The sequence below is a fragment of the Saccharopolyspora indica genome, assembly GCF_027853965.1.
GTDB classification, from domain to species: domain Bacteria; phylum Actinomycetota; class Actinomycetes; order Mycobacteriales; family Pseudonocardiaceae; genus Saccharopolyspora; species Saccharopolyspora indica.
This window is the reverse complement of the sequence record NZ_JAQGLB010000004.1, coordinates 218,529-242,128: the sequence shown is the minus strand read 5'-3', so window position 1 is coordinate 242,128 and position 23,600 is coordinate 218,529. Positions and strand designations below refer to the sequence as shown.

Sequence of the window (23,600 nt, the reverse complement as noted above, 5' to 3'; positions counted from 1 at the left end):
GTCGGACCGTTCTAGGCTCGGGCTCGTGCGGAAACTGAGCCTGTGGTTGCAGGCGCATCCGGTGGTGGGCGACGGCGCGATCGCCGCCTTCATGCTGCTGCTGCAGGTCGCCGAGAGCGGCACCCAGGGCGAGCAGAACCGCCTGATGTTCTGGCTGCTGCTCCCGGTGCACCTGCTGGTAACGGTTCCGATCGCAACCCGGCGCATCTGGCCGATCCGGTCGGCCTACGCGACGCTGCTCGCATCGGCGGTCCTGGTGGCCGTGCAGGAGGATGCCGTCGTCGGCGCCCTGGTCCAGTGCGTGATGATCTACACGCTCGTCGCCTACACCACCCGGCGCGTCGGGGCGCTGTACACGCTGCTGGTGGGCGTGTTGTTCCTGGTCGAGCTGTTCATCGGCCTGGAGCCGACGGACAACCTGGTCCAGCTGCTGATCGCCCAGGTCGTGTTCTTCGTGATGCTGGTCGGTTTCTGCTGGGCGCTGGGCGCGTTCATCGGAGCGCGCCGCGCCTACCTCGCCGAGGTGGAGCGGCGGCTGCGCAACCTGGAGTTCGAGCGCGATCAGCAGGCCCGCATCGCCGTCGCCGAGGAGCGCAACCGCATCGCCAGGGAGATCCACGACGTCCTGGCGCACTCGATCAGCGTGATGGTGACGCAGGCCGACGGCGCCGGCTATGCGCTGAGCAAGAAGCCGGAGCTCGCCGGGCAGGCGCTGCAGACGATCAGCGCCACCGGCCGGGAGGCGCTCAACGAGCTGCGCGGACTGCTCGGTGTCCTGCGCAATCCCGATGAGCACGAACCGGACCGCATCCCGCAGCCCACCGCGGCCAACCTGCACGACCTGGTCGACCGGGTGCGCGCGCTCGGCGTGACCACCTCGCTGGAGCTGGCCGGCGACTTCACCGGCCTGCCCGCCGGGATCGGGCTCAGCGTGTACCGCATCGTGCAGGAATCGCTGACCAACGTGGTCAAGCACGGCGGAACCGGCGCGAAGGCCGACGTCCGCGCGGTCAACGACGGCCGCCGCATCGACATAGAGGTGGTCGATGCCGGAACGGGGTCGCTGCCCAGCGGCCTGGCCTCGGGCGGCAACGGCCTGATCGGCATGCGGGAACGAGCGGTGGTCTACGGCGGAACCCTGGAGGCCGGGCCTCGTCCCGGAGGCGGCTGGCGGGTCCACGCCGTGCTGCCCCTCGAACCCTCGTGAACGGTTCGGGGCGCTATGACACCCCGAACCGCTCACGGACCCCTCCACAACCGCAGCCGCTCTCCCCAACCCGACCACAGCCCCCCGCTCCCCGGACCGCCGGGCAGGGGCGGCAGCGCTACGGTCGGGGGCATGATTCGGGTTTTGCTGGTGGACGACCAGGAGCTCATGCGCATGGGGTTCCGGATGGTGCTCGACGCGCAGGAGGACCTGGAGGTCGTCGGCGAGGCGGGCAACGGCGAGGACGCGGTCGAGCTCGCCGGGAAGCTCAGCCCGGACGTGGTGCTCATGGACGTGCGGATGCCGGTGCTCGACGGCGTCGAGGCGACCCGCCGGATCGTCGCGGCCGACGCGGCGAAGGTCCTGGTGATGACCACCTTCGACCTGGACGAGTACGCGCTGTCGGCGCTGCGCAGCGGGGCCAGCGGGTTCCTGCTCAAGGACACCCCGCCGGAGAACCTGGTCAGCGCGGTGCGCTCGGTGGCCAGCGGCGACGCGGTCGTCTCACCGAGCGTCACGAAGCGGTTGCTCGACCGGTTCCTGGGCGAGGGCGGCGGCGAGCTGCGCGACGCATCGGTGCTCGACGCGCTGACCGAGCGGGAGCGCGAGGTGCTGGTGCTGGTGGCGAAGGGCCTGTCGAACACCGAGATCGCGGGCAAGCTGTTCCTGTCCGAGGCCACCGTGAAGACCCACCTCGGCCGGATCCTGTCCAAACTGGACCTGCGGGACCGGGTGCAGGCGGTGGTGCTCGCCTACGAGACCGGTCTGGTCAAACCCGGCGAGGCGTGAACTTCGCCTCCAACCAGCCACAACGCGCGAACCGGCGGATAACCTGCCCTGGTGACCGACGCCGCGTGGAAACCCCGACTCATCGCCCTCGACGTCGACGGAACCCTCCTGAACCCGGACACCGGGCTGATCTCGGCAGCCGTCAAGGCCGCCGTGCACCGCGCCATCGCCGGCGGCGGCCAGGTCGTCATCTCGACCGGCCGGACCGTGCTCGGCGTCGCCCCCGTCCTCGACGAACTCCAGCTGACCAGCGGTTTCGCCCTGTGCTCGAACGGTGCCGTGCTGCTGGACGTGACCTCCCGGGAGGCGGCGTCGGTGGAGACGTTCGACCTCGCACCGGTGCTGGCGGAGCTGTCGGCCCGATTGCCGGGCGTGATCTTCGCCGCCGAGGACCTCGGCGTCGGCAACCGGGTCACCGCCGAGTTCCCGGCGCACCAGCTGGAAGGCCTCCAGCAACCGGCCACAGTGGACGAACTGGCCGCCGTTCCGGCGCCGCGGCTGATCGCCAGCTGGCCCGGCCGCCGGCCCGCCGAGCTCGTCGAACGGCTGGCAGGCGTCGAACTGCCGTCGTGCACCTACACGTTGGACCACTACGAGCCCTGGGTGACCGTGACACCACAGGGCGTGTCCAAGGGCTCCGCCCTGGAGAAGCTGCGCGCCGAACTGGGCGTGCTCGGCTCGGACACGTTCGCCGCAGGCGACGGGGACAACGACGTCGAGATGCTGCGCTGGGCGGCGCACGGCGTGGCCATGGGCCAGGGCCCGGCGGCGGTCCACGCGGCCGCCGACGAGGTGGCCGCCCCGGTCGCCGAGGACGGCCTCGCCGCGGTCCTCGACCGCTGGTTCCGCTGAGCTCGCCGGCCGCCGGGGTCATCCTCTGGTCAGGCTCGCCTACGACCTGGGTCTGACACCAGGTCGATACACCGGAACGATGCCCGCGCACCCGTTGTGCGGGCATCGTTGCTGTCGTGGCCCGGAGGGGGCCGCCCAGCGTTGTCCCCGGCAACAGGAGTGATCATGATCGAGGCGATCGGCCTCACCAAGCGCTACGGCCCGAAAGTCGCGGTGAACGACCTGTCGTTCACGGTGAAGCCCGGCCAGGTCACGGGCTTCCTGGGTCCGAACGGCGCCGGGAAGTCCACCACCATGCGGATGATCCTCGGCCTGGACCGCCCGACCGCGGGCGAGGTGCGCATCGACGGGAAGCGCTACCAGGACCTGAAGAACCCGCTGAACACCGTCGGCGCGCTGCTCGACGCGAAGTGGGTGCACCCGAATCGCTCGGCGCGCAGCCACCTGCGGTGGATGGCCAAGTCCAACGGCATCCCGCTGCGCCGCGTCGACGAGGTGCTCGGCATGGTCGGCTTGGAAGGCGCCGCGAACCGCCGCGCGGGCGGGTTCTCCCTCGGCATGTCGCAGCGGCTCGGGATCGCCGGCGCGCTGCTCGGCGACCCCAAGATCCTGCTGTTCGACGAGCCGGTGAACGGCCTGGACCCGGAGGGCATCCACTGGATCCGCCGGTTCATGCAGGGCCTGGCCGCGGAAGGCCGCACCGTCTTCGTCTCCAGCCACCTGCTGTCGGAGATGGCGCTGACGGCCGAGGAACTCGTGGTGATCGGCCGCGGTGAGCTGATCGCGCAGTGCAGCACCCAGCAGTTCGTGGACAACGCCGGATCGCAGGCCGTGCTCGTGCGTTCACCGCGCGCATCCGTTCTGCAGCAGCTGATCGCCGCGCAGGGCATGAGCGTCCGCGCCACCGCCAACGACACGCTCGTGATCGACGGCGCGGAGACCGACCAGGTCGGCGAACTCGCCGCGCAGCACCAGATCGTGCTGCACGAGCTGACCGCGCAGCGCGGTTCGCTGGAGGACGCGTTCATGCAGCTGACCAGTGATTCCGTGGAATACCAGACGAATCTCGGCGTGGCCGCGCCGATCGCTCCGGGGGTGGCCCGATGACCCTGCTCGCCGTGGAACGGATCAAGCTCTTCTCCACCCGCTCGGCGTGGTGGTGCTCCGCGCTCGCCCTGGCGCTGACCATCGGGTTCGCGGGCCTGTTCGCCAGCCAGATGGAGGACATCTCGCTGGGGATGACGCAGGTCGGCTACCAGTTCGGCCTGATGGTGGTGCTGGTGCTGGCCGCGCTGTCGATCACCACCGAGTACCGCTTCGGCACCATCCGCGCGACCTTCCTCGCGGTGCCCAACCGCACAGCCGCGCTGGCTGCCAAGACGGTGCTCGTCGCACTGGTGGCGCTGGTGATCGGCGAGCTCTCCGCCTTCGGTTCGTGGGCCGTGGCGAAGGTGCTCGCACCGGTCTCGGACCTGGCGCTGACCACTGCGGACGATTGGCGGATGGTCGCGGGAGTCGGCCTGGTGTTCGCCCTCGGCGCGGTGCTGGCCGTCGCGGTCGGTGCGCTGCTGCGGCAGACCGCGGGAGCGGTGACGCTGCTGCTGATCTGGTCGCTGCTGGTGGAGAGCCTGGTCGGCCTGATCCCGGGGATCGGTGCGACCGTGCAGAAGTGGATGCCGTTCAACCACGCCAGCAACTTCCTGTCCGGAATGCCCGCCGACGGCCCTGCCGCCATGCCGCTCGGACCGTGGGGTTCGCTGGGCTACTTCGCGGCCGTCGTGCTCGCGGTCTGGGTGATCGCCCTGGTCGTCGTGCGACGCCGGGACGCCTGACCAGCGCTGATCTTCCGCGCTGGAAACCCACCATGATCAACTCTGGAAATGCCCAGTTGGGCGGCGGATAGCAAAACGTTACCCGGCCCGGCCGAGAGTCTGATCACGTCAACCGATAGGATCGGCGGCAAGATCGAGCCGCAGCCGTCACCCACTCGGCGCACCTGAGCACAGCGGCGCGAAGTGTCCTCAGTGGACATGATGCGGGACCGGCGATGGCGCGGCCCGACCAGCACAAGTGAATCGACCGACTGCAACAGCGCTCGGGGGCGCCGGCGGTCGGGACGGGGGAGGGCCCGGGCTGTCATTCGGGGGATGGCCCGGGCCCTGTGCTTTCCGTGATCGGCAGCCGCCGCCCGAGCGGGAGGGTGCGCCCGTGAAGCACAGCCAGGTCCTGGACAAGCTCGCCGCCGGCTTCCTCGTGCGCACGATGGACACGAGCTCGCGATGTGGGTCGCGCGCCAGATGCCTCCGGCCGGTCGGCCCCATCCCGAGGTGGCGCGGTCGGTGATCCCGCCGGTTCTGGTGCGGTGGCGCTGCCTGTTCGACGCCGACGACATCGGCCCGAACACGAAGAACGTCGCCCGAGCGCCACCCTGCTGCACGAGTACGGGCTCCAGGACTCCGGCATCACCGCAGATGCCGTGCGAGCGGTCGACGAGCTGAATCGCGCAGTCGTGCTCTCCGACGCTTTCGCGCGGCGCTCCCCGGCTATCAAAGACCTGCTGAGCTCGGCCCCGGTCCCGCTGACGCGCCGCCCGCGGCGACGGCAACCGCGGTCGTCGCTGCGCGTCGGCGACGTCGTCTCGGTCCAGCTCGGCGAGCGCTTCCACGCCGCCCACGTCCGGGAGATGCACGGCGGCAACGAGTTTCCGGTGATCGAGTTCTACGACGGGACGTTCACCCGGCCACGCCCGCGGCGCAACCGCCCGCGAAAGCGGTGGCGCGAGGCCGCTTCGGCGTCGTCGGTCTCGACGACCTGCCCGACCCGGCGAACCAGATCGTCGAGATCCCGTCGGGCACAGCGCACAACCGCGGCCAGGCGAAGGACTGTGGATCTTGACCGACCTCTTGAGCCTGCAGGACGACCTGGCCGCCCTCTTCGGCTAGACGTTCGGACGGACCACGAGAACCGGGCACGCCGCGTGGCGGACGCACTGCTCCGCGACCGAGCCCAGCATCAGCCCGGCGAACCCGCCGCGCCCGCGGTGCCCCACCACCAGCAGGTCCGCGCCCTTAGACGCGGACAGCAGCGCCTGCGGCGACGGCGAGTGGACGATGTGGAACTCCACCTGGAGGTCACCGTGCTCGCCGAGCTTGGCCTTCACGATCCGATCGGTGTCCTCCTCGACCGACCGCTGGAACTCCTCCATGCTCGGCATCACGTTCGGCGGGCAGTCCGCGGGCCGCGGAGCGGTCCGCAGGCTCCACGCGCGCACCACGTGCAGCACGGTGTTGCGCCTCCTCGCCTCCTCGGCGGCCGCCACGAGCGCGCGCACCGACGAAGCGGAGCTGTCGACGCCGACGGCGACACCGCCGTCGATTTCAACCCGTTGGATCATCTGGTCGGCCATCTGTCCACTCCAGGCGGTCTCGGGGCGGGTCGCGGGGCGATCCGCAGCGGTCGGACATGTGTGAATTCAGACACAATTGACTACATGGTGTCATTGATCGCATCCGCTGTGGTAAGGCATTGAGTAGGGATGTCCCGAACCAGCGTCGCTTGGGGGCATGAGCTGGTCGAGGGCGAGTTGGCGGCTCGCAACTTTCTCAACAGCAGAGGGGTGGGCCAATGGTGCAACCGCAGGAGGGCTCGGTCATCGGTTCGGGCCGGTCGGCCGACGAGGTCCAGCTGCAACCGGTTCCCCGGTTGGAGTGGTCCCTGGCGACGGAAGCACATCCACCGGCGCTGGAAGCGGCCAAGCCCGCTTCGCTGCGCCGCAGCTGGATCCACACCGCGCCGGAACCGCAGGTGCTCGAACTGTTCCGCAAGCTGCACGGCGCCAAGCGCCGGCTGCCCGCGCCGTGGTGGCTGCGGGCGCTGGACCGCGGTGAGCTGCCGTCCCGCGAAGCGGCGTTCGAGGTCGAGGACGAGGTGCACGCGGTCCTGCGCGCCCGCCCCGGCTGGGTGTTCGTGCCCTGGGCCGGAACGGGTGAGGCCGGGTACTGGGAGTACGCCCCGTCGGACCGGGCACCGATGCAGATGCCGACCACCGTGGCGCTCACCGACGAGCACAACGGCTGGCTGAACGTGGTGCCCGCCCACCACGACCCGGAGCCGGTCGCGATCCCGGTCAAGGGCGTCGCCGGGCTGGTCGCGATGCTGGCGCAGATCGAATCCTGGTGACCGGCACCGCGCTGCTCGGCGCGAGCGGCCGGTTTGCCATACTGGCTCCCTGTGAACGCCTCTGACCAGCAGGTTCCTTTCCGTCGTACTGTCGTGAGCTACGTCCAGCGGGGCGAGCGGATGACGGTGGGCCAGCAGCGGGCCTGGGATCGCCACTGGGCCGAGCTCGGCTCCGAGGTGACCGCGCTGCCGACGGGCCCGCTGGACGTGGCGTCCTGGTTCGGCCGCTCGGCGCCGGTCGTGCTGGAGATCGGTTCGGGCATGGGGGAGACGACCGCGCAACTGGTGGCCGCCCAGCCCGAGGCCAACTACCTCGCGGTCGAGGTCTACAAGCCCGGCCTGGCCCAGCTCATGCTCCGCGCGGAGAAGCTGGAGGTCACCAACCTCCGGCTGCTGCGCGGCGACGCGCTCGTGCTGCTGCGCGAGCACCTCGAACCGGAGTCGCTGGACGAGGTCCGCATCTACTTCCCCGACCCGTGGCCGAAGAAGCGCCACCACAAGCGGCGGCTGGTCCAGTCCGCATCGGTGGCGCTGATCGCCTCCCGGCTCAAGCCGGGCGGGGTGCTGCACCTGGCCACCGACTGGGAGAACTACGCCGAGCAGATGATGGAGGTCTGCTCGGGCGAGTCCCAGCTGCGCAACCGCTACGCCGACGCACCAGGCGGCTGGGCGCCGCGGCCGGAGTGGCGGCCGGTCACGAAGTTCGAGAACCGGGCGCACGAGGAAGGCCGGGAGATCCGCGATCTGATCTTCGAGCGGATCTGACCGCGTACTGTCGCGGCATGACCGACGACGCGCCGCGCGGCGATCTCGGGCCGCCGAACAGCAACACCGACGAGCGGACGACGCTGCTGACCTTCCTGGACTACCTGCGGGAAGCCGTCATCGCCAAGACAGCAGGCCTCTCCGACCAGCAAGCCCGCACTCCTGGAGTCGCCTCCGGCACCAGCGTGCTCGGCCTGATCAAGCACCTGACGGCGGTCGAGGCCAACTGGTTCGAATGGTCCTACGACGGTGCCGACGTCCCCGTCCAGGACGACGAAGCACCGCTCGCCGCGGACGAAACCGCCGACCAGCTGATCAGCGCCTACCGGCGCGCGATCCGGCGGAGCAACGAAGTCGTCCTGGCGTGCGACGACCTGGGCACGCCTGGCGCGCGTTCGGTGCGCGAGGCGACCCCGCCGTCGATGCGCTGGATCCTGGTGCACATGATCGAGGAGACCGCGCGGCACGCCGGCCACGCGGACATCCTCCGCGAGCACATCGACGGCTCCGTCGGGCGCTAGACCGGCCCGAAGTAGCGTGGCCACCGTGGTGAGCTGGGATGTCCGAGCGGCTTCGGAGGCCGACGTCGAGGCGGTGGCCGAACTGCGCGCCGTGGTGCTGCGGGCGGACCTGGAGCGGCTCGGCCGGTACGACGAGCAGCGCGTGCGGCAGCGGCTGCGCGACGGGTTCGACCCCGCGTGCACCCGGGTGATCGAAGTGGACGGCGCGTTCGCCGGCTGCGTGGCTCTGCGACCGGCCGAGGACGCCCACTGGCTGGAGCACTTCTACCTCGCACCGCACCTGCAGGGCAGCGGCATCGGTTCGGGCGTGCTGCGCCTGCTGCTCGAGCAGTGCGACCGCGATGGCGTGCTGGTGCGGCTGAACGTCCTGCAGGGCAGCCCGGCCCTGCGGCTGTACGAGCGGCACGGGTTCTCCATCGAGTCCGAGGATCCGGTGGACGTCTTCATGGCGCGCCAGCCCGCCTGAGCGGCTGGTGTGGGGGTCCCGGGCAAGCCGGTCGCTGCCCGGGACGCCCACCCGTGGCGGCCCGTTCGGCCGCGGCGCTGCCCGCTAGGGCTTGCAGGCCGCAGCGATCGCTGCTGTGTCCCAGTAGAACGGTCGGACCTCGGTGATCCGGCCGTCCTGGACGGTGATCGTTTGCAGGATCGGGAACTCGAGGTCGCGACCGGTGGCGCGGGAGCGGGCCCGCACCTGGGTGAGCACGACTGCGGTCCCGGTGCTCTCGTCGGTGGCGACGAACTCCTGCTCGGTGAACTCGAACACCGCCCAGGTCCGGCTCATCGCGGCGAAGAACCGTTCCAGGTCCGCGTGGCCGCGCCAGATCCCGCCGTAGGGCAGCGCTTCGGCCTGGTGCAGCACGACCTCTGGCGAGAAGTGCTCCGCGAGGAGTTCGAAGTCGGCGCTGCCGGGCCCGCCCGCCAACAGGTACTCGGCCTCGGCCGCGTACATGCGCTTCAAGATCGTCCTGGTGTTGCTCTGATCGGTCACGGCCCCCAGCATTGTCGTTGCGGATGCCGTTGGCTGGCGCCTTCCGGACGTCGCGATCGCTCTTGGTGGGAGTGCGGAGATCCGCTCACCGCGAAGATCAACAGATAACGATTCGCTTGATTGAGCGATCAAGTTCGGGCGCAAGTTGGCCGATGCCGTTCACATCCGGTTGTCACGGCTACGATCGTGGCCAGGAATTTCACCGGAAAGAAGAGTGCCGCTGGAGTGACGAGTAAGCGCCGATCGCGACTACGTTTCCGGCCCGTGACGGTTACCCGTGATGAAGTGATCCCGGTCCAGCAACGCCCGCCCGAGTCGGCTCCCGACGTTGCGTGCGAGGTCGGCGAGTCCGGCGGCAGCCCGTCGAGCGCGCTCGTGCGGACGGATTCGACCACGGACGTCTCAGCTGCCGAAGAGTTCCTGCGTGCTTTCCACGACGCGCACCCGAAGGCCGGATCGCTCGCCGAACGGCTGACCGAGGTACGTCGCGCGATCGCCGCCACCGGCACCTATCGGCACACCGGCCCCGAACTCGCCTACGGCGCTCGAGTCGCGCTCCGCGACAGCGGTTGGTGCACCAGCGGTGTTCCCTGGCGCCGGCTGAAGGTCCGCGACCTGCGCGGGCTGCGCAACGGCTCGGCCATTGCCAGCGAGTGCTTCGAGCACCTGCGCTTGGCCACCAATGCCGGCCGGATCCAGCCGTTGGTCACCGTCTTCGCCCCGGACTCCCCCAGCACCCCCGGCCCGCGCATCTGGAACGAGCAGGTGGTGCGCTACGCCGGATACGCGATGTCCGGTGGCGGAGTGCTCGGCGACGCCCGCTACAGCGGCTTCACCGCGGAAGTCCAGCGGATGGGCTGGAAGCCGCCGGTCCAGCGCGGCCGCTTCGACCACCTGCCGCTCGTGGTGGAAACCGCGCACGAGGGCATCCAGCTGGTCGCCCCGCCCCGCGACGTGGTGCAGGAGGTTCCGCTGGAACACCCGGAGCACCCGTGGTTCGCCGAGCTCGGACTGCGTTGGCACACGGTGCCGCTGATCAGCAATATGCAGTTGGACATCGGCGGAATCCGCTACCCGGCCGCGCCGTTCAACACCTGGTTCGTCGGAACCGAGATCGGCACCCGCGGGCTGGCCGACGAGAACGCCTACGGGATCACCCGGCACGTCGCCGAACGGCTGGGCATGGACACCTCGACAGAACGAACCCTGTGGCGGGACCGGGCGATCGTCGAGATCAACCGGGCCGTGCTGTTCTCCTTCGACTCCGCGCGGGTCACGATCACCGATCACCACAGCGAAGCCCTGCACCGACTCGCCTGGTTGCGCTCCGGACAGCGCCCCAGCGCCTCCCGGCCGATGTTCAGCGTCACCAGGGAAGCGAACCGGCGTGCCCGGCAGGGAGCACCGCGTGGCTTCCAGTCCCCCGCACCGAGGCAACCGCGCTACGACGAGCTGTCGCGGCTGAACCGGCGCTGCCTCGGGACCGATCCATCCGTCGAGTGACCGCCTCGTCGGCGCTCTGACGGGGCGCGAAGCGCTCCAGCAGGTCCGGCAGGACCGAGCTGATCGACATGAGCAGCAGCACGGCCACTGCGAGGACGCCTCCGATGATGGAAAAGATGGTGGTGACCATTTCAACCCCGACCTTCCTGGCTCCCGGCGCTCCGCTGCTCGCGCCCTTCCGCGTTGACACCACAAGCTTCTCCTCTTCCAGGGGGTCGGCGGATCGGTCAGGTGGCCGGGCCGGCTGACCGATCGGCCAGTCCCGTGCGGTGCCTGACTGGCCGATCGGCTGGCCGGACGCATGCGTGTGCGGGCACGGCCGTTCCCGACCGTGCCCGCACACCGACCTGCCGTTTGGTCTACTCCTCGCTGATGCGCTCCGCGCTGATCCGGCGCAGCATCGGCCCGCTGCTGGCGGACGCGATCACCGCGACGGCCAGTCCGATGACCACCGGCGCCAGGAGCCAGCCGCTGAGCACCACCGGGTAGTCACCGAACAGCGTGAAGATCCCGGCTGCGACCGCGGTCCCGGCTACGCCCGCCCCGATCGTCGCGACCAGCGCAGGCAGCGCGGCTTCAGTGCGCAGAGCTCGGCTGAGCACCCGGACCGGAGTACCTGCGGCGATCAGCGCGGCGAAGGTCTTCCGCCGGTCGACCACCGACGAGGCCGCCGTGATCGCCGCACTGCACCCGGCCAGCAACGCGGTCAGCCCGAGCCCGATGGCGGTGACCCGCTTGAGGTCGCCGAGCATCAGCTGCTGGTCGTAGAGCCGCAGCTCACGGCTGTTGAAGCTCTCCCCCGGCACGGCGGCCGCGAGCACCGTCCGCACCTTCTCCCGGTCCGCATCGTTCGCCGGGTTCACCGCCAGCGTCGATTCCCCCTCCGGGAACCCGGGCACCAGCGCGGGATCGACCAGCACCGTGTAGTCGAGGTCCGGATCCTCGTTGGCACCCAGCGGGCGAATCGGGACTTCCCCGGGCAGCACGATCGACGGAGTTTCGTCGAAGGTGGCGCCTGCCAGCGGGGATGCCTGCACCTTCAGACCCGAGCTGGGCAGCTGCTGGGACGCGGCGGCCCGGATCGCGGGTGGCCCGGCGCAGTCCCCGACGTTGATCCGGGTCAGCGCCGCCGCAGCCCGGCAATCGATCACGAGCCCGGAGACGGTCTGCCCGTCGGGCGCTTCCAGGAAGATCTTCTCGGTGCTCGCCACCGTCGCGTCCGTTCCGCTGGCGGCCAGTCCGTCCCTGATGCGCTTTTCCTGCTCAGCGGCCTGCGCCGTCGGGACGTCCACGTAGAGCACCGTGTCCTTGAACGAGCGGCCGCCGCCGGCGAACGCCTCGAAGCTGGGGAGCAGGGTCAGTGCCATCGTCCCGACGAACACCGCCAGCACGATGCCCGACACCGAGCGGTAGGCGGCCTTCGGATCGCTGCTCAACCGCCTTCCGGCCAGCAGCACCGACGGCTTCCGCCACGCGGCGGCGAACAGCGAACCGAGCGTCCCGGTCAGCCACGGCCCGATGATGGACGCCGACAGCAGCACCGCTGCCAGCGAGGCGAGCAGGACGCCCATGCCGCCGGTCTCCTCGGCCGTGTAAAGCCCGAAGAGGAAGAACGCGCCCACGGCGACCAGCGAGAGCAGGCGCCACGCCTTCGGTCGCTTCCGCGTGTGGCTCATCGCCGCGCCGAGCGGCGTGCGGACCACCCGCCGCAGGCCCAGCACCGCGGCCAGCACGACCAGCGCCGGGATCAGCAGACCGACCAGCGCGACGATGACCACCGACGGGGTGAAGTCACTGGCCAGCCAGGTGCCACCGCCCCACGGGATCTGCGTGCCGAGGTACCGCAGCGGCCAGCTCAGCAGCAGCCCCACGACCGTGCCCGTCACGGCGGCGACGGCCGTCTCGGCGGTGACCACGCCGATCACCTGCCCGGGAGTGGCTCCGGCCAACCGCAGCGCGGCCAGTCGGCGTTCCCGTCGTGCTGCGGTCAGGCGGGCGGCCGAGGCGACCAGCACCATGCTGGGGATCGCCAGCAGCACGATGCCGACTCCAGCCAGGATGTCCAGCATGAAGTCGCTGTTGCTGACCGCCAACGCACCGGCCAGCTCCGCCTTCTCCGCGGCCTCCGCCGCGTCCAGCGCCCCTGGTGCGTGCCCGACGATCGCGACCAGCTGCTCGGGGAACTTCAGCGAGCTTTCGTCGATCGTGCCGACCACCTGGCCCGCGAACCGGTCGGCGAGCGTCTGGTCCGGATGCTGCTCGGCCAGTTCGGCCAGTCGCGGGGACAGCAGCACCTCGCCGGGGCCGGGGTAGTCCGGCGCCCCGCTGCCCTGCTCGGCCCGGCCGGAGACGTCCAGCCGCACGATGGGATCGTTCTGGAAGAAGTCCCGGTTGGCCATCGTGACACCGGACTCCGTCACCGAGCCCTGCTGCCATTCCGACCGCGTCAAACGGGCTTCCGTCGCGTTCGGGAGGGTCGCCAGGAAGAGGATCAGCGCGGTGGCCACCGCGACTCCCGCGGCGGTGAGCACGGCGGACAGGCGGCTGCGCGAGTCCACGCGCAGCACCCGCAGCGCCAACTGCACCGGATTCATGCGGCCATCACCCCACCGGCGATCAGCCCGTCGCGGATCTCCACCACGCGGCCGGCCTTGGCGGCCAGATCGCGGTCGTGCGTCACGATCACCACGGCCGCGTTGGTGGCGGCCGCGGCGTTGAAGAGCGCGTTGGTGGTCTCCTCACCGGTGCGCGTGTCCAGCGCGCCGGTTGGCTCGTCGGCGAAGATCACCTTCGGCCGGTGGGCGAGCGCTCGCGCGATCGCGACCCGCTGCGCCTGGCCGCCGGAGAGCTCACCGGGCAGCCGGTCCTCCATGCCGCCGAGGCCGAGCCGCCCGAGCCAGTCCCGCGCACCTGCCATCGCCTGCTTGCGGTTGGCCCCGGCCAGCAGCAGCGGTAACGCCGTGTTCTCGGCCGCGGTCAGCTCGCCGACCAGCATGCCCTGCTGGAAGACGAACCCGAACTCGTGCCTGCGCAGCGCGCTGCGCTTGGCCTCGCCGAGCTGGTCGATGCGGTGCCCGTCGAGCAGGACCTCCCCGCCGTCCGGGCGCAGGATGCCTGCCAGCACGTGCAGCAGCGTGGTCTTGCCGGATCCGGACGGCCCCACGATCGCGACCACCTCGCCGGCGCGGAGGGAGATGTCCACCCCGGCCAGCGCGCGGTACGCGCCGTAGTTCTTGACCAGACCCCGTCCCACCAGGAACGGATCTCCGGGCCGTTGCGCGGCCATGGGAGCCGACATGTCTTCCTCCTGCTCGTGCGCACTGCTCTGGGTGGTGGGGCGCCGCTCGGAACGGGCCGCCGCGATGCCATCAACACTGGTCGGCGGCAGCGATTTCCGGATCGGCCTGCGGGCCGCTGATCGTGCTGCGGAGGTCGGCCGATCGGCCAGGTTGTTCCAGCCGATCGGCCAAGGTGCCCGACCGGGCGCACCGACTACCGTTTCAGCGTGAGCAGCTTCGCGACGCCCAACGGACCCGGACCGGACGCGCCCTGGTGGCACCGGTTCGGCAGCTTGCTGCGCGAGCAATGGATCTTCGCGGCGTTGCTCGGCCTGGTCCTGTGCGGCGACACGCTGGCGCTGCTGGAGATATACGGCGACCGGCGCAGTGCGGTGCTGATGCTCCCCGGTATCGCCGTGATGGCGCTGCTGGCGATCTTCGGCAGGCGGTACCCGGTCCGATGTGGACTGCTCGCCGCGGTGGTGCTGCTCGGCAACACCGGGGTGCTGGCGGTGACCCGCTCGTACGTCTACAGCCTCGGCCTGGCGGAGATCCTGCCGACCGAGAACGCCGCCGGCCTGCTGCTGGTGCTCTACCTGTTCCGGGCGAGCCCGCTGCGCAAGGCCATCCCGGTGACCGCCGTGCTCGTGCTGAGCTGCCTGGTATCGGTCGCGGTCCGGTTGCGGGTGGCCGAGTACTCCGGTGTCGACGGCGACCAGACGCTGGCCTTCGGCTTCCTGCAGCTGCTGCTCGCCACCGGCACCGGCCTGTACCTGCGCGGGAACTGGCCCGGCCGGAGCCGCTTCCAGGACTCGCCGATGCAGGGGCTGCTGCGGCGCCAGTGGCCCGTGATGGCCGCCCTGAGCATCCTGCTGTTCCTGGAGTTCACCAAGAACGGCGAGCTGGGCCTCATGTCGAACGCGGTGGTGCTGCTCAGCGGCCTGGTCATGGCGGTGCTGGCCGCGTTCGCCCCGATGCGGCCGACCGAGTCCGCGTACCTGGGCGCGGCGACGCTGCTGCTGACGACCCTGGTGCTGCAGGTGCTGGGGCTGACCGGCAGCCGGGGCAACATCCTGGGACCGGTGTCCCTCGCGGCGACCGGTGCGGGCATGCTGCTGGTGACCTACGTGGTCCGCCACGCGGAGATCCGGCGCGCCATCCAGGCCACCGCCACGCTGGTCGTGGTGACGTTGCTCGCCGTGTTCATGACCCCGCGGTACCGGTACAACCACTACGAGTACGACCCCGGCAACACGAGCGAGCTGATGCCCGCGGTGTTCATGGGCGGGCTGCTGCTGGTGATCTCGGTCGGCACCGGGATGTACTTCCGCGCCAGGGACGAGGAGCGGGCGCGGACGGTGCACTCCGCGGTGGAGAGCGCGCAGCAGGCCGAGCGGATGGCCTTGGCCCGCGAGCTGCACGACGTGGTGGCGCACCACGTCACCGGCATCGTGGTGCAGGCGCAGGCGGCCCAGATGGTGGCCGAGAAGAACCCGAAGGCGGCGACCGATGCGCTCGCGCGGATCGCGGAGAGCGGCACCGAGGCGCTGACCGCGATGCGGCGGCTGGTGGGGAGCATGCGCAGCACCGAACCCGCCGGCGCTTCGGCCGCGACGGAGCAGGCCACCACCGATCTCGAAGCCGACCTGCGGGCGCTGGTGGAATCGGCCCAGCGCCATTCCACGGAGCACACCCGCCCACCGCGGGTGGACCTGCGGGTCGACTTGGTCAACCGGCCGGTTCCGCAGGAGGTGGCGCGTTCCGCGCTGCGCGTGGTGCAGGAATCGCTGACGAACTCGGAGAAGCACGCGTTGGACGCGAGCTTGGTCCAGATCAAGGTGTGGGCCGATCACGACAACCTGTACACGTTGATCACCGACGACGGTTCGGGGGTGCGCCGCCAACCCGTCGGTGGATCAGGGGGATACGGTCTGGTCGGGATGCGGGAGCGGATCGAGTTGCTCGGCGGCAGGTTTCACGCCGGACCGGGCGAGCACGTCGGTTGGCGGGTCGAAGCCGAGCTGCCGCTGGAAGACCAGAGCGGAGATGAGGGGCAGCGATGATCCGGGTGCTGATCGCCGACGACCAGGAGCTGGTGCGCGCCGGGTTCCGAATGATCCTGGAGTCCCAGGACGACATCGAGGTGGTGGCCGATGTCGCCAACGGGGTGGACGCGGTGCGGGTGGCGCGGGAGAAGCGGCCGGACGTGTGCCTGATGGACATCCGCATGCCGGGCATCGACGGCCTGGAGGCGACCAAGCAGCTGGCCGGCCCCGAGGTGGCCGATCCGATCAAGGTCGTGGTGGTGACCACCTTCGACCTGGACGAGTACGTCGACCGCGCCTTGCGCAACGGTGCGAGCGGTTTCCTGCTCAAGGACGCCGGTCCCACGTTGCTGCTGGAGGCCATCCGCGCCGCCCAGCGCGGGGATGCGCTGGTCTCACCGCAGATCACGGTGCGGCTGCTCAAGCACTTCTCCCAGCCGCAGCCGCAGGCGCAGAAGCGAGCGGTCCCGGAGGTGGACCTCACCGAGCGCGAGCTCGACGTGGTCCGGGCGACCGCGCGCGGCCTGACCAACGGCGAGATCGGGCAGGAGCTGTTCATGTCCCTGTCCACCGTGAAGACCCACCTGGCCTCCGCGCAGAGCAAGATCAAGGCGCGGAACCGGGTGGAAACGGCCGCGTGGGCCTGGCGCAGCGGCCTGATGGACGGCTGATGCCCGCCGCTCCGGCGGCCGGAAAATGAGTCCGCATCCCGGGGTGCCTGCTGTTAGGCTCCCGGACTGCGAGTGACCGCGAACGAAGGAGCGGAAGTGGCAGGGGTAGGGGACGACGACATCTCCGGGTGATCCCCGGGAGTGATCGGCCACGGGCAGGCGCGCTGCGCCGCCGCGGTGGCTGATTCGTCGCGCCACGTTCCCCATTCCACACGGGTCGCTTCAACGCGCCCGCATCACTTCCGAGGACCTTCACATGTCCGAAGCGTTCATCACCTGCTCGAACCTCTCCTTCTCCTGGCCGGACGACACCCCGGTGTTCGAGAAGCTGTCGTTCACGATCGGCGCCGGCCGCACCGGACTCGTCGCGCCCAACGGCGCCGGCAAGTCCACCCTGCTCAAACTGCTCGCGAGCGAGTACCGGCCCAGCGGTGGAACCGCGTCCACCCGCGGCGTTCTCGGCTACCTGCCGCAGACGCTCCCGCTCGTCGGTGACCCGACCGTCGCCGAGGTTCTCGGGGTGTCCGCGGTGATCGAGGCCTTGCACGCGGTCGAGTCCGGCGATGCCGCCGAAGAGCACTTCACCACCATCGGCAACGACTGGGACATCGAGGAGCGCACCCGCGTCCAGCTGGACCGGCTCGGCCTGTCCGACGTCCAGCTCGACCGGCAGCTGCACACCCTCAGCGGCGGGCAGGTGGTTTCGCTGGGCCTCGCCGCGCTGTTGCTCAAGCGGCCCGACGTGCTGCTGCTGGACGAACCGACCAACAACCTCGACAGCGATGCGCGACGCGAGCTCGCAGGAGTCCTCGAAGAGTTCAACGGCTGCTTGCTGCTGGTCAGCCACGACCGGTCGCTGCTCGACCGGATGGACCGCATCGCCGAGCTCAGCAGCGGCGAAATCCGCTTCTACGGCGGGAACTTCACCGAGTACGAGGAAGCGGTCCGCGCCGAGCAGGAGGTCGCGGAGCGGAACGTCCGCAACGCCGAGCAAGAGCTCAAGCGCGAGAAGCGGGAGATGCAGCAGGCCCGTGAGCGGGCTGCGCGGCGGGCCAGCAACGCAGCCCGCAACATCGGCAACGCTGGTCTGCCGAAGATCGTCGCGGGCGGTTTGAAGCGGCGCGCCCAGGAGACCGCGGGCAAGGCGAACGAGATGCACGCCAGCCGGGTCGACGAGGCCAAGACCCGGCTCGACGAGGCGAGCCGGGCGCTGCGGGACGAGCAGAAGATCGCGCTGGAACTGCCCGGAACGCGCGTCCCGGCCGGTCGCGTGGTGTTCGTCGGCGAGGCGATGCAGATCAGCCGGGGCGGACGGGATCTCTTCACCGGGGAGGGCGCCGACCTGGCGATCAAGGGGCCCGAGCGGATCGCGCTGACCGGACCGAACGGCGCCGGGAAGTCCACGCTGCTGCGCCTGGTCGAAGGCCGGCTGGAGCCGGAGCACGGCCAGATCAAGCGCGCTGACGGCCGGATCGCCTACCTGTCCCAGCGGCTCGACCTGCTCGACCTCGACCGCACGGTGCTGGAGAGCCTGGTCCAGTTCGCACCGAGGATGCCGGAGTCGCAGCGGATGCACCTGCTCGCCCGGTTCCTGTTCCGGGGAGCCCGGGTGCACCTGCCGGTCGGTGCGTTGTCCGGTGGTGAGCGGCTGCGCGCGACGCTGGCCTGCGTCTTGAACGCGGAGCCCGCGCCGCAGCTCCTGCTGCTCGACGAGCCCACCAACAACCTGGACCTGGTCAGCGTCGGTCAGCTAGAGAGCGCGCTCAACGCTTACGAAGGCGCGTTCGTGGTGGTCAGCCACGACGAGCGGTTCCTGTCGGAGATCGGGGTCGATCGCTGGCTCCGGCTGGACGGCGGCCGCCTGATCGAGACCGGAGCGCCCGATGGGCGATGACGCCGTCACCCCGCCGGGGTAGGCCGGTCGGCCTTTCGGCAATGGCCGATCGAAGGAGGACGGCTGGCCGATCAGCCGAGGTCATGGGCCTGTGAATTCGCGACTCTGGAGTCATGACGAAGCGAACTCAGGACACCGTTCTCGTGGCAGTGCTGACCGGCATCGCGGGCTTGGCGGGGGTGATCATGATGCTGCTCATGAGCAGCTTAGGAACCGGATAGGCGTCCGGCAGAATGCGGGCATGTCGATCGCACTGCGCCTGCACGCACCGCTGGTCCTGCCCTGCGACCCGGGATGCTCGGTCATCCGGGATGCGGTGGTGGACATCGATGAGGCCGGCCGCATCGCGTACTGCGGGCCGCGCAGTGCTGCGCCGGAACGTCCGCACGACGCGGATGTCCGGGAATGCGGCGGGATCCTGCTGCCGGGTCTGATCAACTCGCACGCGCACAGCCCGATGACGCTGCTTCGGGGGATGGGCGGCGGTCTTCCGCTGCTGCGCTGGCTGCGCGAGGTGATCTGGCCGGCCGAAGCGAGGCTCCGTTCATCGGACATCCGGGCGGGCATGGAGCTCGGCTGCGTCGAGATGCTGCGGGCCGGTGTCACGACCAGTGCCGAGATGTACTTCGACGGGGAGGCGGTGGCCGGCGCGGCCCTCGCGGTCGGGTCGCGCGTGGTGTGCGCTCCGGCGGTGATCGCCACTCCGGAGCTGGACAAGCTCGGCGGCTGGCAGGGCTTGGTCGACGGCATCGACCGGTGGATCGACGCCGACGGGTTGCGGTTCGGTCCGGGCGATCGGGTGGAGCTCGCCTACGGTCCGCACTCGGCGTACATGCTGCCGCCAGAAGCGCTGCAGGCGATCGGGGAGGCCGCGCAGCAGCGCGGGGCGCTGGTGCACACGCACGTGGCGGAGACCCTCGCCGAGGACGTCGAGCAGCGAAAGCAGTTCGGTTCGGTGCCCGCACTGCTGGAGAAGCTCGGTGTGCTGGACGGCCGGGTGCTCGCCGCGCACAGCGTGCACCTGTCCAATGAGGACATCGAGTTGTTCGCACGCCGCGGGGTCGGGGTGGCGCATTGCCCCGGTTCCAACGCGAAGCTCGCTTCGGGGACGGCACGGCTGGTCGATCTGCTGGCCGCTGGCGTCCCGGTCGGCCTGGGCACCGACGGGCCGTCCAGCAACGATGACCTTGACCTGTGGGAGGAGGTGCAGTTGGCAGGACTCTTCGCGCGCACCCTGAGCGGTGACGCGAACGCGCTGAGCGCCGGCACGGCGCTGCTCGCCGCAACCCGGGGCGGAGCTGAGGCACTGCACCGGAACGACATCGGCTCGCTGGAGGAGGGACGGTGGGCCGACATCGTGCACCTCGACGTCGACAACCCGGCGTTCGCCACCGGACTGGACGTGCCGGACGAGCAGATCCTGGCGAACGTGGTGTGGGCGGCTGGTTCGCGTTGCGTCCGGGACGTCTGGGTCGCGGGTGACCGCGTGTTGCGCGACCGGGAACCCACGCAGGTGGACCGCCGCGCAGTGCAGGCAGCTGCCCGCACTGCGGCGCAACACGTCCGCGGCTGAAACCGGCGTTCAGGCTGGGCCGGATCTCATCCTGCTCAGCCTGCCCAGCGGCCTTCGGTTGGCTTCTGGACGCGTGGTCGCGTCCAGAAGCTCGAGCCGTTCACCTGCTCGGCGTCGAACCCGGTTCCGGTTCTTCGCAGTACCGGTGCCGCCTGCGGCGCACCCCGCGTGAACGCGGGTCCTCAGCTCTCGGCCGGCGGGCCCCAGCACCGCCGATCTTCGTCAGGCCGACGCTGAGGCCCCGCTAGCGCAGGGTGCGGTCAGGACGGCCGGATGACGATCTCGGTGAGGTGCGCGTCGGCGCTGGCGCGCACGGCGGACACGATCGGGCCTGCGACCGACTCGGGACGCAGGTAGTGGTCCGGCTGGAACTCGCCGCCCTCCTGCTCGCGGATGCCGCGCTGCATGTCGGTGGCGGTCCGGCCGGGGAACACCGAGGTGACCCGCACGCCGTTGGCCGCTTCCTCGGCGCGGAGCACGTCGGCGAAGGCGCGCAGTGCGAACTTGCTCGCGGCGTAGGAGCCCCAGTTCGGCTTCGCGGACAGCCCGGCGCCCGAGTTGACCAGCACGACGTGGCCCTTGCTGGTGCGCAGCGCGGGCAGCAGGAGCCGGGTCAGCTCGGTGACCGCGAAGAGGTTCAGCTCGAACGTGCGTCGCCAGGAGTCGCTGGTGGCGTCGGCGACCGACGCGAGCTCGACCAGGCCGGCGCTGTGCACCACGACGTCGAGCCGGTCGATGTCGGCGGCCGCGGCGGCGACGGCCTCGTGGTCGGTCAGCTCGACCGGCCACGGCTTGGCACCGGGGAGCTCGTCGACGAGTGACTTCAGCGCGTCGGCGTCGCGCCCGCCCAACAGCAGATCGTGCGTGTCGGAAAGCGAGCGGGCGACGGCGGCACCGATACCACGTGAGGCACCGGTGACCAGGGCAATTGGGCGTTCGGGCATGCCTCAACGGTAACGTCGGCGGGTCCCGGCGCAGTCACCGGCCGTCCCAACCAGCGGGCAGGCCCTTGACCCATCAGGGGGATGGGACTTAGGTCACTCGCGTGAGCGGAGTCGAGGAAGCCCCTGCCGCGGTGCAGAACCGGATCCTGCGCAAGGTCGCGGTGCGGTTGATGCCGTTCCTGTGCCTGCTGTACTTCGTCAACTACCTGGACCGGGTCAACATCGGCTTCGCCGGCCCGAACGGGATGAACGACGAGCTCGGCCTGACCGCGACGCTCTTCGGCTTCGCCTCGGGCATCTTCTTCATCGGCTACCTGGTGCTGGAGGTGCCGAGCAACCTCGCGCTGCACCGGTTCGGGGCGCGCAAGTGGCTCGCCCGCATCATGATCACCTGGGGCGTGGTGGCGACCGTGATGGCGTTCGTGCCGAACGCCACGACGCTGGTGGTGCTGCGCTTCCTGCTCGGCGTGGCCGAGGCGGGGTTCTTCCCCGGCATCATCCTGTACCTGACGTACTGGTTCCCGGCCGCGCAGCGGGCGAAGGCGGTCGCGCTGTTCATGACCGCGGTGCCGGTGTCCAGCGCGATCGGCGCCACCGTGTCGAGCGTGCTGATCACCAGCGGTGACGGGATCTTCGGCCTGTCCGGCTGGCGGTTCATGTTCCTGGTCGAGGGCGTGCCCGCGATCCTGCTGGCCTTCGTCACCTGGTTCTACCTGACCGACCGCCCGTCGGAGGCGAAGTGGCTGACCGCTGAGGAACGCACCTGGCTGACCGGTCAGCTGGATGCCGAGCGCGAGCAGACCGAGGCCAAGCACAGCTGGCCGCTGCGCAAGGCGCTGACCCACCCGCGGATCCTGGCACTGGCGTTCGTGTACTTCGGCATCGCCTACGGCCTGTACGCGCTCGGGTTCTTCCTGCCCACCATCATCAAGGGTTTCGAGCAGCAGTACGGCACCGAACTGTCCACCATGGAAACCGGCTTGATCACGGCGGTCCCCTACGTGATCGGCGCGGTGGCGATGGTGCTCTGGAGCACGCACGGCGACCGCAAGCGGGAACGCGTGTGGCACGTCGCGCTGCCGCTGCTGCTCGGCGGCGTGAGCATCCCGATCGCCCTGTACCTGGGCAACCCGTTCCTGGCGATGGTCGCGGTAACCGCCTGCGCGGTCGGCGTCTGCTCCGCGCTGCCCACGTTCTGGGCGCTGCCCAGCAACTTCCTGGCCGGTGCGGCGGCCGCGGGCGGCATCGCGCTGATCAACTCGCTGGGCAACATCAGCGGTTTCGCCGCGCCCTACATCACCGGCGCGCTCAAGGACGCAACCGGCTCCCAGCGCACCGGCCTGTGGGTGGTCGGCATCGTGATGATCGCGGCGGCGATCACCGTGATCGCCCTCAAAGCGGCCCCGCGCACCGAAACCGCCGACAAGCCCGACTGAGCGCACGTCGGACCGCGGAGTGCCGAGCCGGAGTTGAATCCTCTGGGAACAGCGCTAGCTCGGAGGCCGCCGGGGAACATCCCGCAACGGCGTGCGACGCCTGGGCTGATCAGCGCAGTTCCTCCGCCAGCGCGACGATCTCCCCGCTCAAGCCAGCCAGACCGGGCTCGCGGTCAGCCGCTGCACGGGCGAGCCCGACGATCCGGATGCGCCAGCCCCCACCAGGATCCGGTTCGCCGATGCGCTGAAAGCCCCGGGACAGCAGGCCATCCGCCACTTCGCCGCGACCGCGCAGAACCTCCTTGCACGCGCCGATCGCGTTCATCGCCGCGCTCTCCGGAAGCGACCAGTCCGTGCCCCGCACCTGCGGATCGTCGGCATCGGCGCTCTCGTCGAAGGCTCGGGACTCCGCCCAGATCGCCAGGTCCAGCCGCCAGAACAGCGAGACGCCGCGGAACCGCACGAAGATCAGCCGCCGCACCGCGGACCGCTGGAACTCCGGAACCGATCGCACCGACACGACCTCGGCCACGTCGCCGAGCAGAGCGCCCACCCGCTCGGCGCACTGCGCCACCGAACCGTCCGGAACGACCCAGGCCAGATCGACATCGCTGTACGCGTCGTCCGTTCCAGCGCCGAGAGATCCGATCAGCGAAACGGTCGAGCCGGCAACCGCGGAGGTGAGCACTCGGCCGATGGCCGCGGCGAAAGCACGTTGGTCCCGGAACACCGCTCAAGGCTAGAACTCAGGTGCCGGAAAATGCCGCGACCGCACACCACCTCCCCTGCTAACCTCCGCGGCATGTCCGGTGCTTCTGCTGCGGCCGCGGCCGCTGTGACCCGCACGCCCCGCTTCTAGCGGCGGCGCGGTCCTGCTGAACGTTCCGTCGCTTCGCGTCCACACCGAAGCGGCCTCCTTGTGCTGCTCGGATTCGCATCGAGCAACGGAGTTCTC

Annotated in this window: 21 protein-coding genes; 15 read left to right on the top strand and 6 right to left on the bottom strand. The window is 70.3% G+C overall.

From position 1 onward, the window contains the following. The first annotated feature begins 25 nt into the window (after positions 1-25). The 5 genes from OU416_RS11715 (at position 26) to OU416_RS11695 (ending at position 4,680) form a co-directional block, all read left to right on the top strand. Positions 26-1,207, top strand: coding sequence for a sensor histidine kinase (locus OU416_RS11715; RefSeq protein WP_270926918.1), 1,182 nt, complete (start codon positions 26-28; stop codon positions 1,205-1,207). Positions 1,208-1,339: 132 nt separating this feature from the next. Next, on the top strand, positions 1,340-1,996 hold the full coding sequence (locus OU416_RS11710) for a response regulator (protein ID WP_270926917.1): 657 nt from the start codon (positions 1,340-1,342) through the stop codon (positions 1,994-1,996). 51 nt (positions 1,997-2,047) lie between these two features. Further along, positions 2,048-2,848, top strand: coding sequence for an HAD family hydrolase (locus OU416_RS11705; protein ID WP_270926916.1), 801 nt, complete (start codon positions 2,048-2,050; stop codon positions 2,846-2,848). A 165-nt stretch (positions 2,849-3,013) separates the two neighbouring features. Then, positions 3,014-3,955: an ABC transporter ATP-binding protein gene (locus OU416_RS11700; RefSeq protein WP_270926915.1), complete on the top strand. Its 942-nt coding sequence runs from the start codon at positions 3,014-3,016 to the stop codon at positions 3,953-3,955. Further along, positions 3,952-4,680, top strand: coding sequence for a hypothetical protein (locus tag OU416_RS11695; RefSeq protein ID WP_270926914.1), 729 nt, complete (start codon positions 3,952-3,954; stop codon positions 4,678-4,680). The genes OU416_RS11700 and OU416_RS11695 overlap by 4 nt, the downstream gene beginning before the upstream one ends. Positions 4,681-5,786: 1,106 nt before the next feature. Here the strand turns inward: OU416_RS11695 and OU416_RS11690 are convergent. Further along, complete coding sequence (locus tag OU416_RS11690; protein WP_270926913.1) at positions 5,787-6,254, bottom strand: universal stress protein; 468 nt, start codon at positions 6,252-6,254, stop codon at positions 5,787-5,789. A gap of 218 nt (positions 6,255-6,472) precedes the next feature. Between OU416_RS11690 and OU416_RS11685 the strand changes: the two genes are divergently transcribed. The 4 genes from OU416_RS11685 (at position 6,473) to OU416_RS11670 (ending at position 8,779) form a co-directional block, all read left to right on the top strand. Then, positions 6,473-7,027 carry a hypothetical protein gene (locus OU416_RS11685; RefSeq protein ID WP_270926912.1) on the top strand — a complete coding sequence of 185 codons (555 nt, stop codon included), beginning with the start codon at positions 6,473-6,475 and terminating at the stop codon, positions 7,025-7,027. A 120-nt stretch (positions 7,028-7,147) separates the two neighbouring features. Beyond that, the gene (gene trmB, locus OU416_RS11680) at positions 7,148-7,792 is read left to right on the top strand and encodes a tRNA (guanosine(46)-N7)-methyltransferase TrmB (protein WP_270927177.1); all 645 of its coding nucleotides are present in this window, start codon (positions 7,148-7,150) and stop codon (positions 7,790-7,792) included. Positions 7,793-7,809: 17 nt separating this feature from the next. Continuing rightward, positions 7,810-8,313, top strand: coding sequence for a DinB family protein (locus OU416_RS11675; RefSeq protein ID WP_270926911.1), 504 nt, complete (start codon positions 7,810-7,812; stop codon positions 8,311-8,313). A 25-nt stretch (positions 8,314-8,338) separates the two neighbouring features. Further along, on the top strand, positions 8,339-8,779 hold the full coding sequence (locus OU416_RS11670; RefSeq protein ID WP_270926910.1) for a GNAT family N-acetyltransferase: 441 nt from the start codon (positions 8,339-8,341) through the stop codon (positions 8,777-8,779). A gap of 84 nt (positions 8,780-8,863) precedes the next feature. Here the strand turns inward: OU416_RS11670 and OU416_RS11665 are convergent, their stop codons facing one another. Continuing rightward, positions 8,864-9,301: a nuclear transport factor 2 family protein gene (locus OU416_RS11665; RefSeq protein ID WP_270926909.1), complete on the bottom strand. Its 438-nt coding sequence runs from the start codon at positions 9,299-9,301 to the stop codon at positions 8,864-8,866. Positions 9,302-9,565: 264 nt separating this feature from the next. On the opposite strand from OU416_RS11665, the gene OU416_RS11660 reads away from it, so the two are divergent. After that, positions 9,566-10,804, top strand: a complete 1,239-nt coding sequence (locus OU416_RS11660; protein WP_270926908.1) for a nitric oxide synthase oxygenase — start codon at positions 9,566-9,568, stop codon at positions 10,802-10,804. A 359-nt stretch (positions 10,805-11,163) separates the two neighbouring features. Here OU416_RS11660 and OU416_RS11655 read toward each other — a convergent pair whose 3' ends face one another. Both OU416_RS11655 and OU416_RS11650 read right to left on the bottom strand, forming a co-directional pair. Further along, positions 11,164-13,398, bottom strand: coding sequence for an ABC transporter permease (locus tag OU416_RS11655; RefSeq protein ID WP_270926907.1), 2,235 nt, complete (start codon positions 13,396-13,398; stop codon positions 11,164-11,166). After that, complete coding sequence (locus OU416_RS11650) at positions 13,395-14,102, bottom strand: ABC transporter ATP-binding protein (RefSeq protein WP_270926906.1); 708 nt, start codon at positions 14,100-14,102, stop codon at positions 13,395-13,397. Before OU416_RS11650 ends, OU416_RS11655 begins: the two co-directional genes overlap by 4 nt. Positions 14,103-14,309: 207 nt before the next feature. On the opposite strand from OU416_RS11650, the gene OU416_RS11645 reads away from it, so the two are divergent. The 4 genes from OU416_RS11645 to OU416_RS11630 all read left to right on the top strand — a co-directional run bounded on the left by OU416_RS11645 (position 14,310) and on the right by OU416_RS11630 (position 20,265). Next, positions 14,310-16,145: a sensor histidine kinase gene (locus OU416_RS11645; protein WP_270926905.1), complete on the top strand. Its 1,836-nt coding sequence runs from the start codon at positions 14,310-14,312 to the stop codon at positions 16,143-16,145. Beyond that, positions 16,142-16,798, top strand: a complete 657-nt coding sequence (locus OU416_RS11640; protein WP_270926904.1) for a response regulator transcription factor — start codon at positions 16,142-16,144, stop codon at positions 16,796-16,798. The genes OU416_RS11645 and OU416_RS11640 overlap by 4 nt, the downstream gene beginning before the upstream one ends. Positions 16,799-17,054: 256 nt before the next feature. Continuing rightward, positions 17,055-18,692 (top strand): ribosomal protection-like ABC-F family protein, encoded by a 1,638-nt coding sequence (abc-f, locus tag OU416_RS11635; RefSeq protein WP_270926903.1) that lies wholly within the window; start codon positions 17,055-17,057, stop codon positions 18,690-18,692. Positions 18,693-18,933: 241 nt separating this feature from the next. Further along, positions 18,934-20,265 carry an amidohydrolase family protein gene (locus OU416_RS11630; protein WP_270926902.1) on the top strand — a complete coding sequence of 444 codons (1,332 nt, stop codon included), beginning with the start codon at positions 18,934-18,936 and terminating at the stop codon, positions 20,263-20,265. Between the two features lie 260 nt (positions 20,266-20,525). Here the strand turns inward: OU416_RS11630 and OU416_RS11625 are convergent, their stop codons facing one another. Then, the gene (locus tag OU416_RS11625) at positions 20,526-21,209 is read right to left on the bottom strand and encodes an SDR family oxidoreductase (RefSeq protein WP_270926901.1); all 684 of its coding nucleotides are present in this window, start codon (positions 21,207-21,209) and stop codon (positions 20,526-20,528) included. 170 nt (positions 21,210-21,379) lie between these two features. Here OU416_RS11625 and OU416_RS11620 point away from each other — a divergent pair, with 170 nt between their 5' ends. Continuing rightward, a complete protein-coding gene (locus OU416_RS11620) occupies positions 21,380-22,645 on the top strand; it encodes an MFS transporter (protein ID WP_270927176.1) in 1,266 nt (421 codons plus the stop codon). Positions 22,646-22,754: 109 nt separating this feature from the next. Here the strand turns inward: OU416_RS11620 and OU416_RS11615 are convergent, their stop codons facing one another. Then, on the bottom strand, positions 22,755-23,375 hold the full coding sequence (locus OU416_RS11615; protein ID WP_270926900.1) for a hypothetical protein: 621 nt from the start codon (positions 23,373-23,375) through the stop codon (positions 22,755-22,757). Between the last annotated feature and the right edge of the window lie 225 nt (positions 23,376-23,600).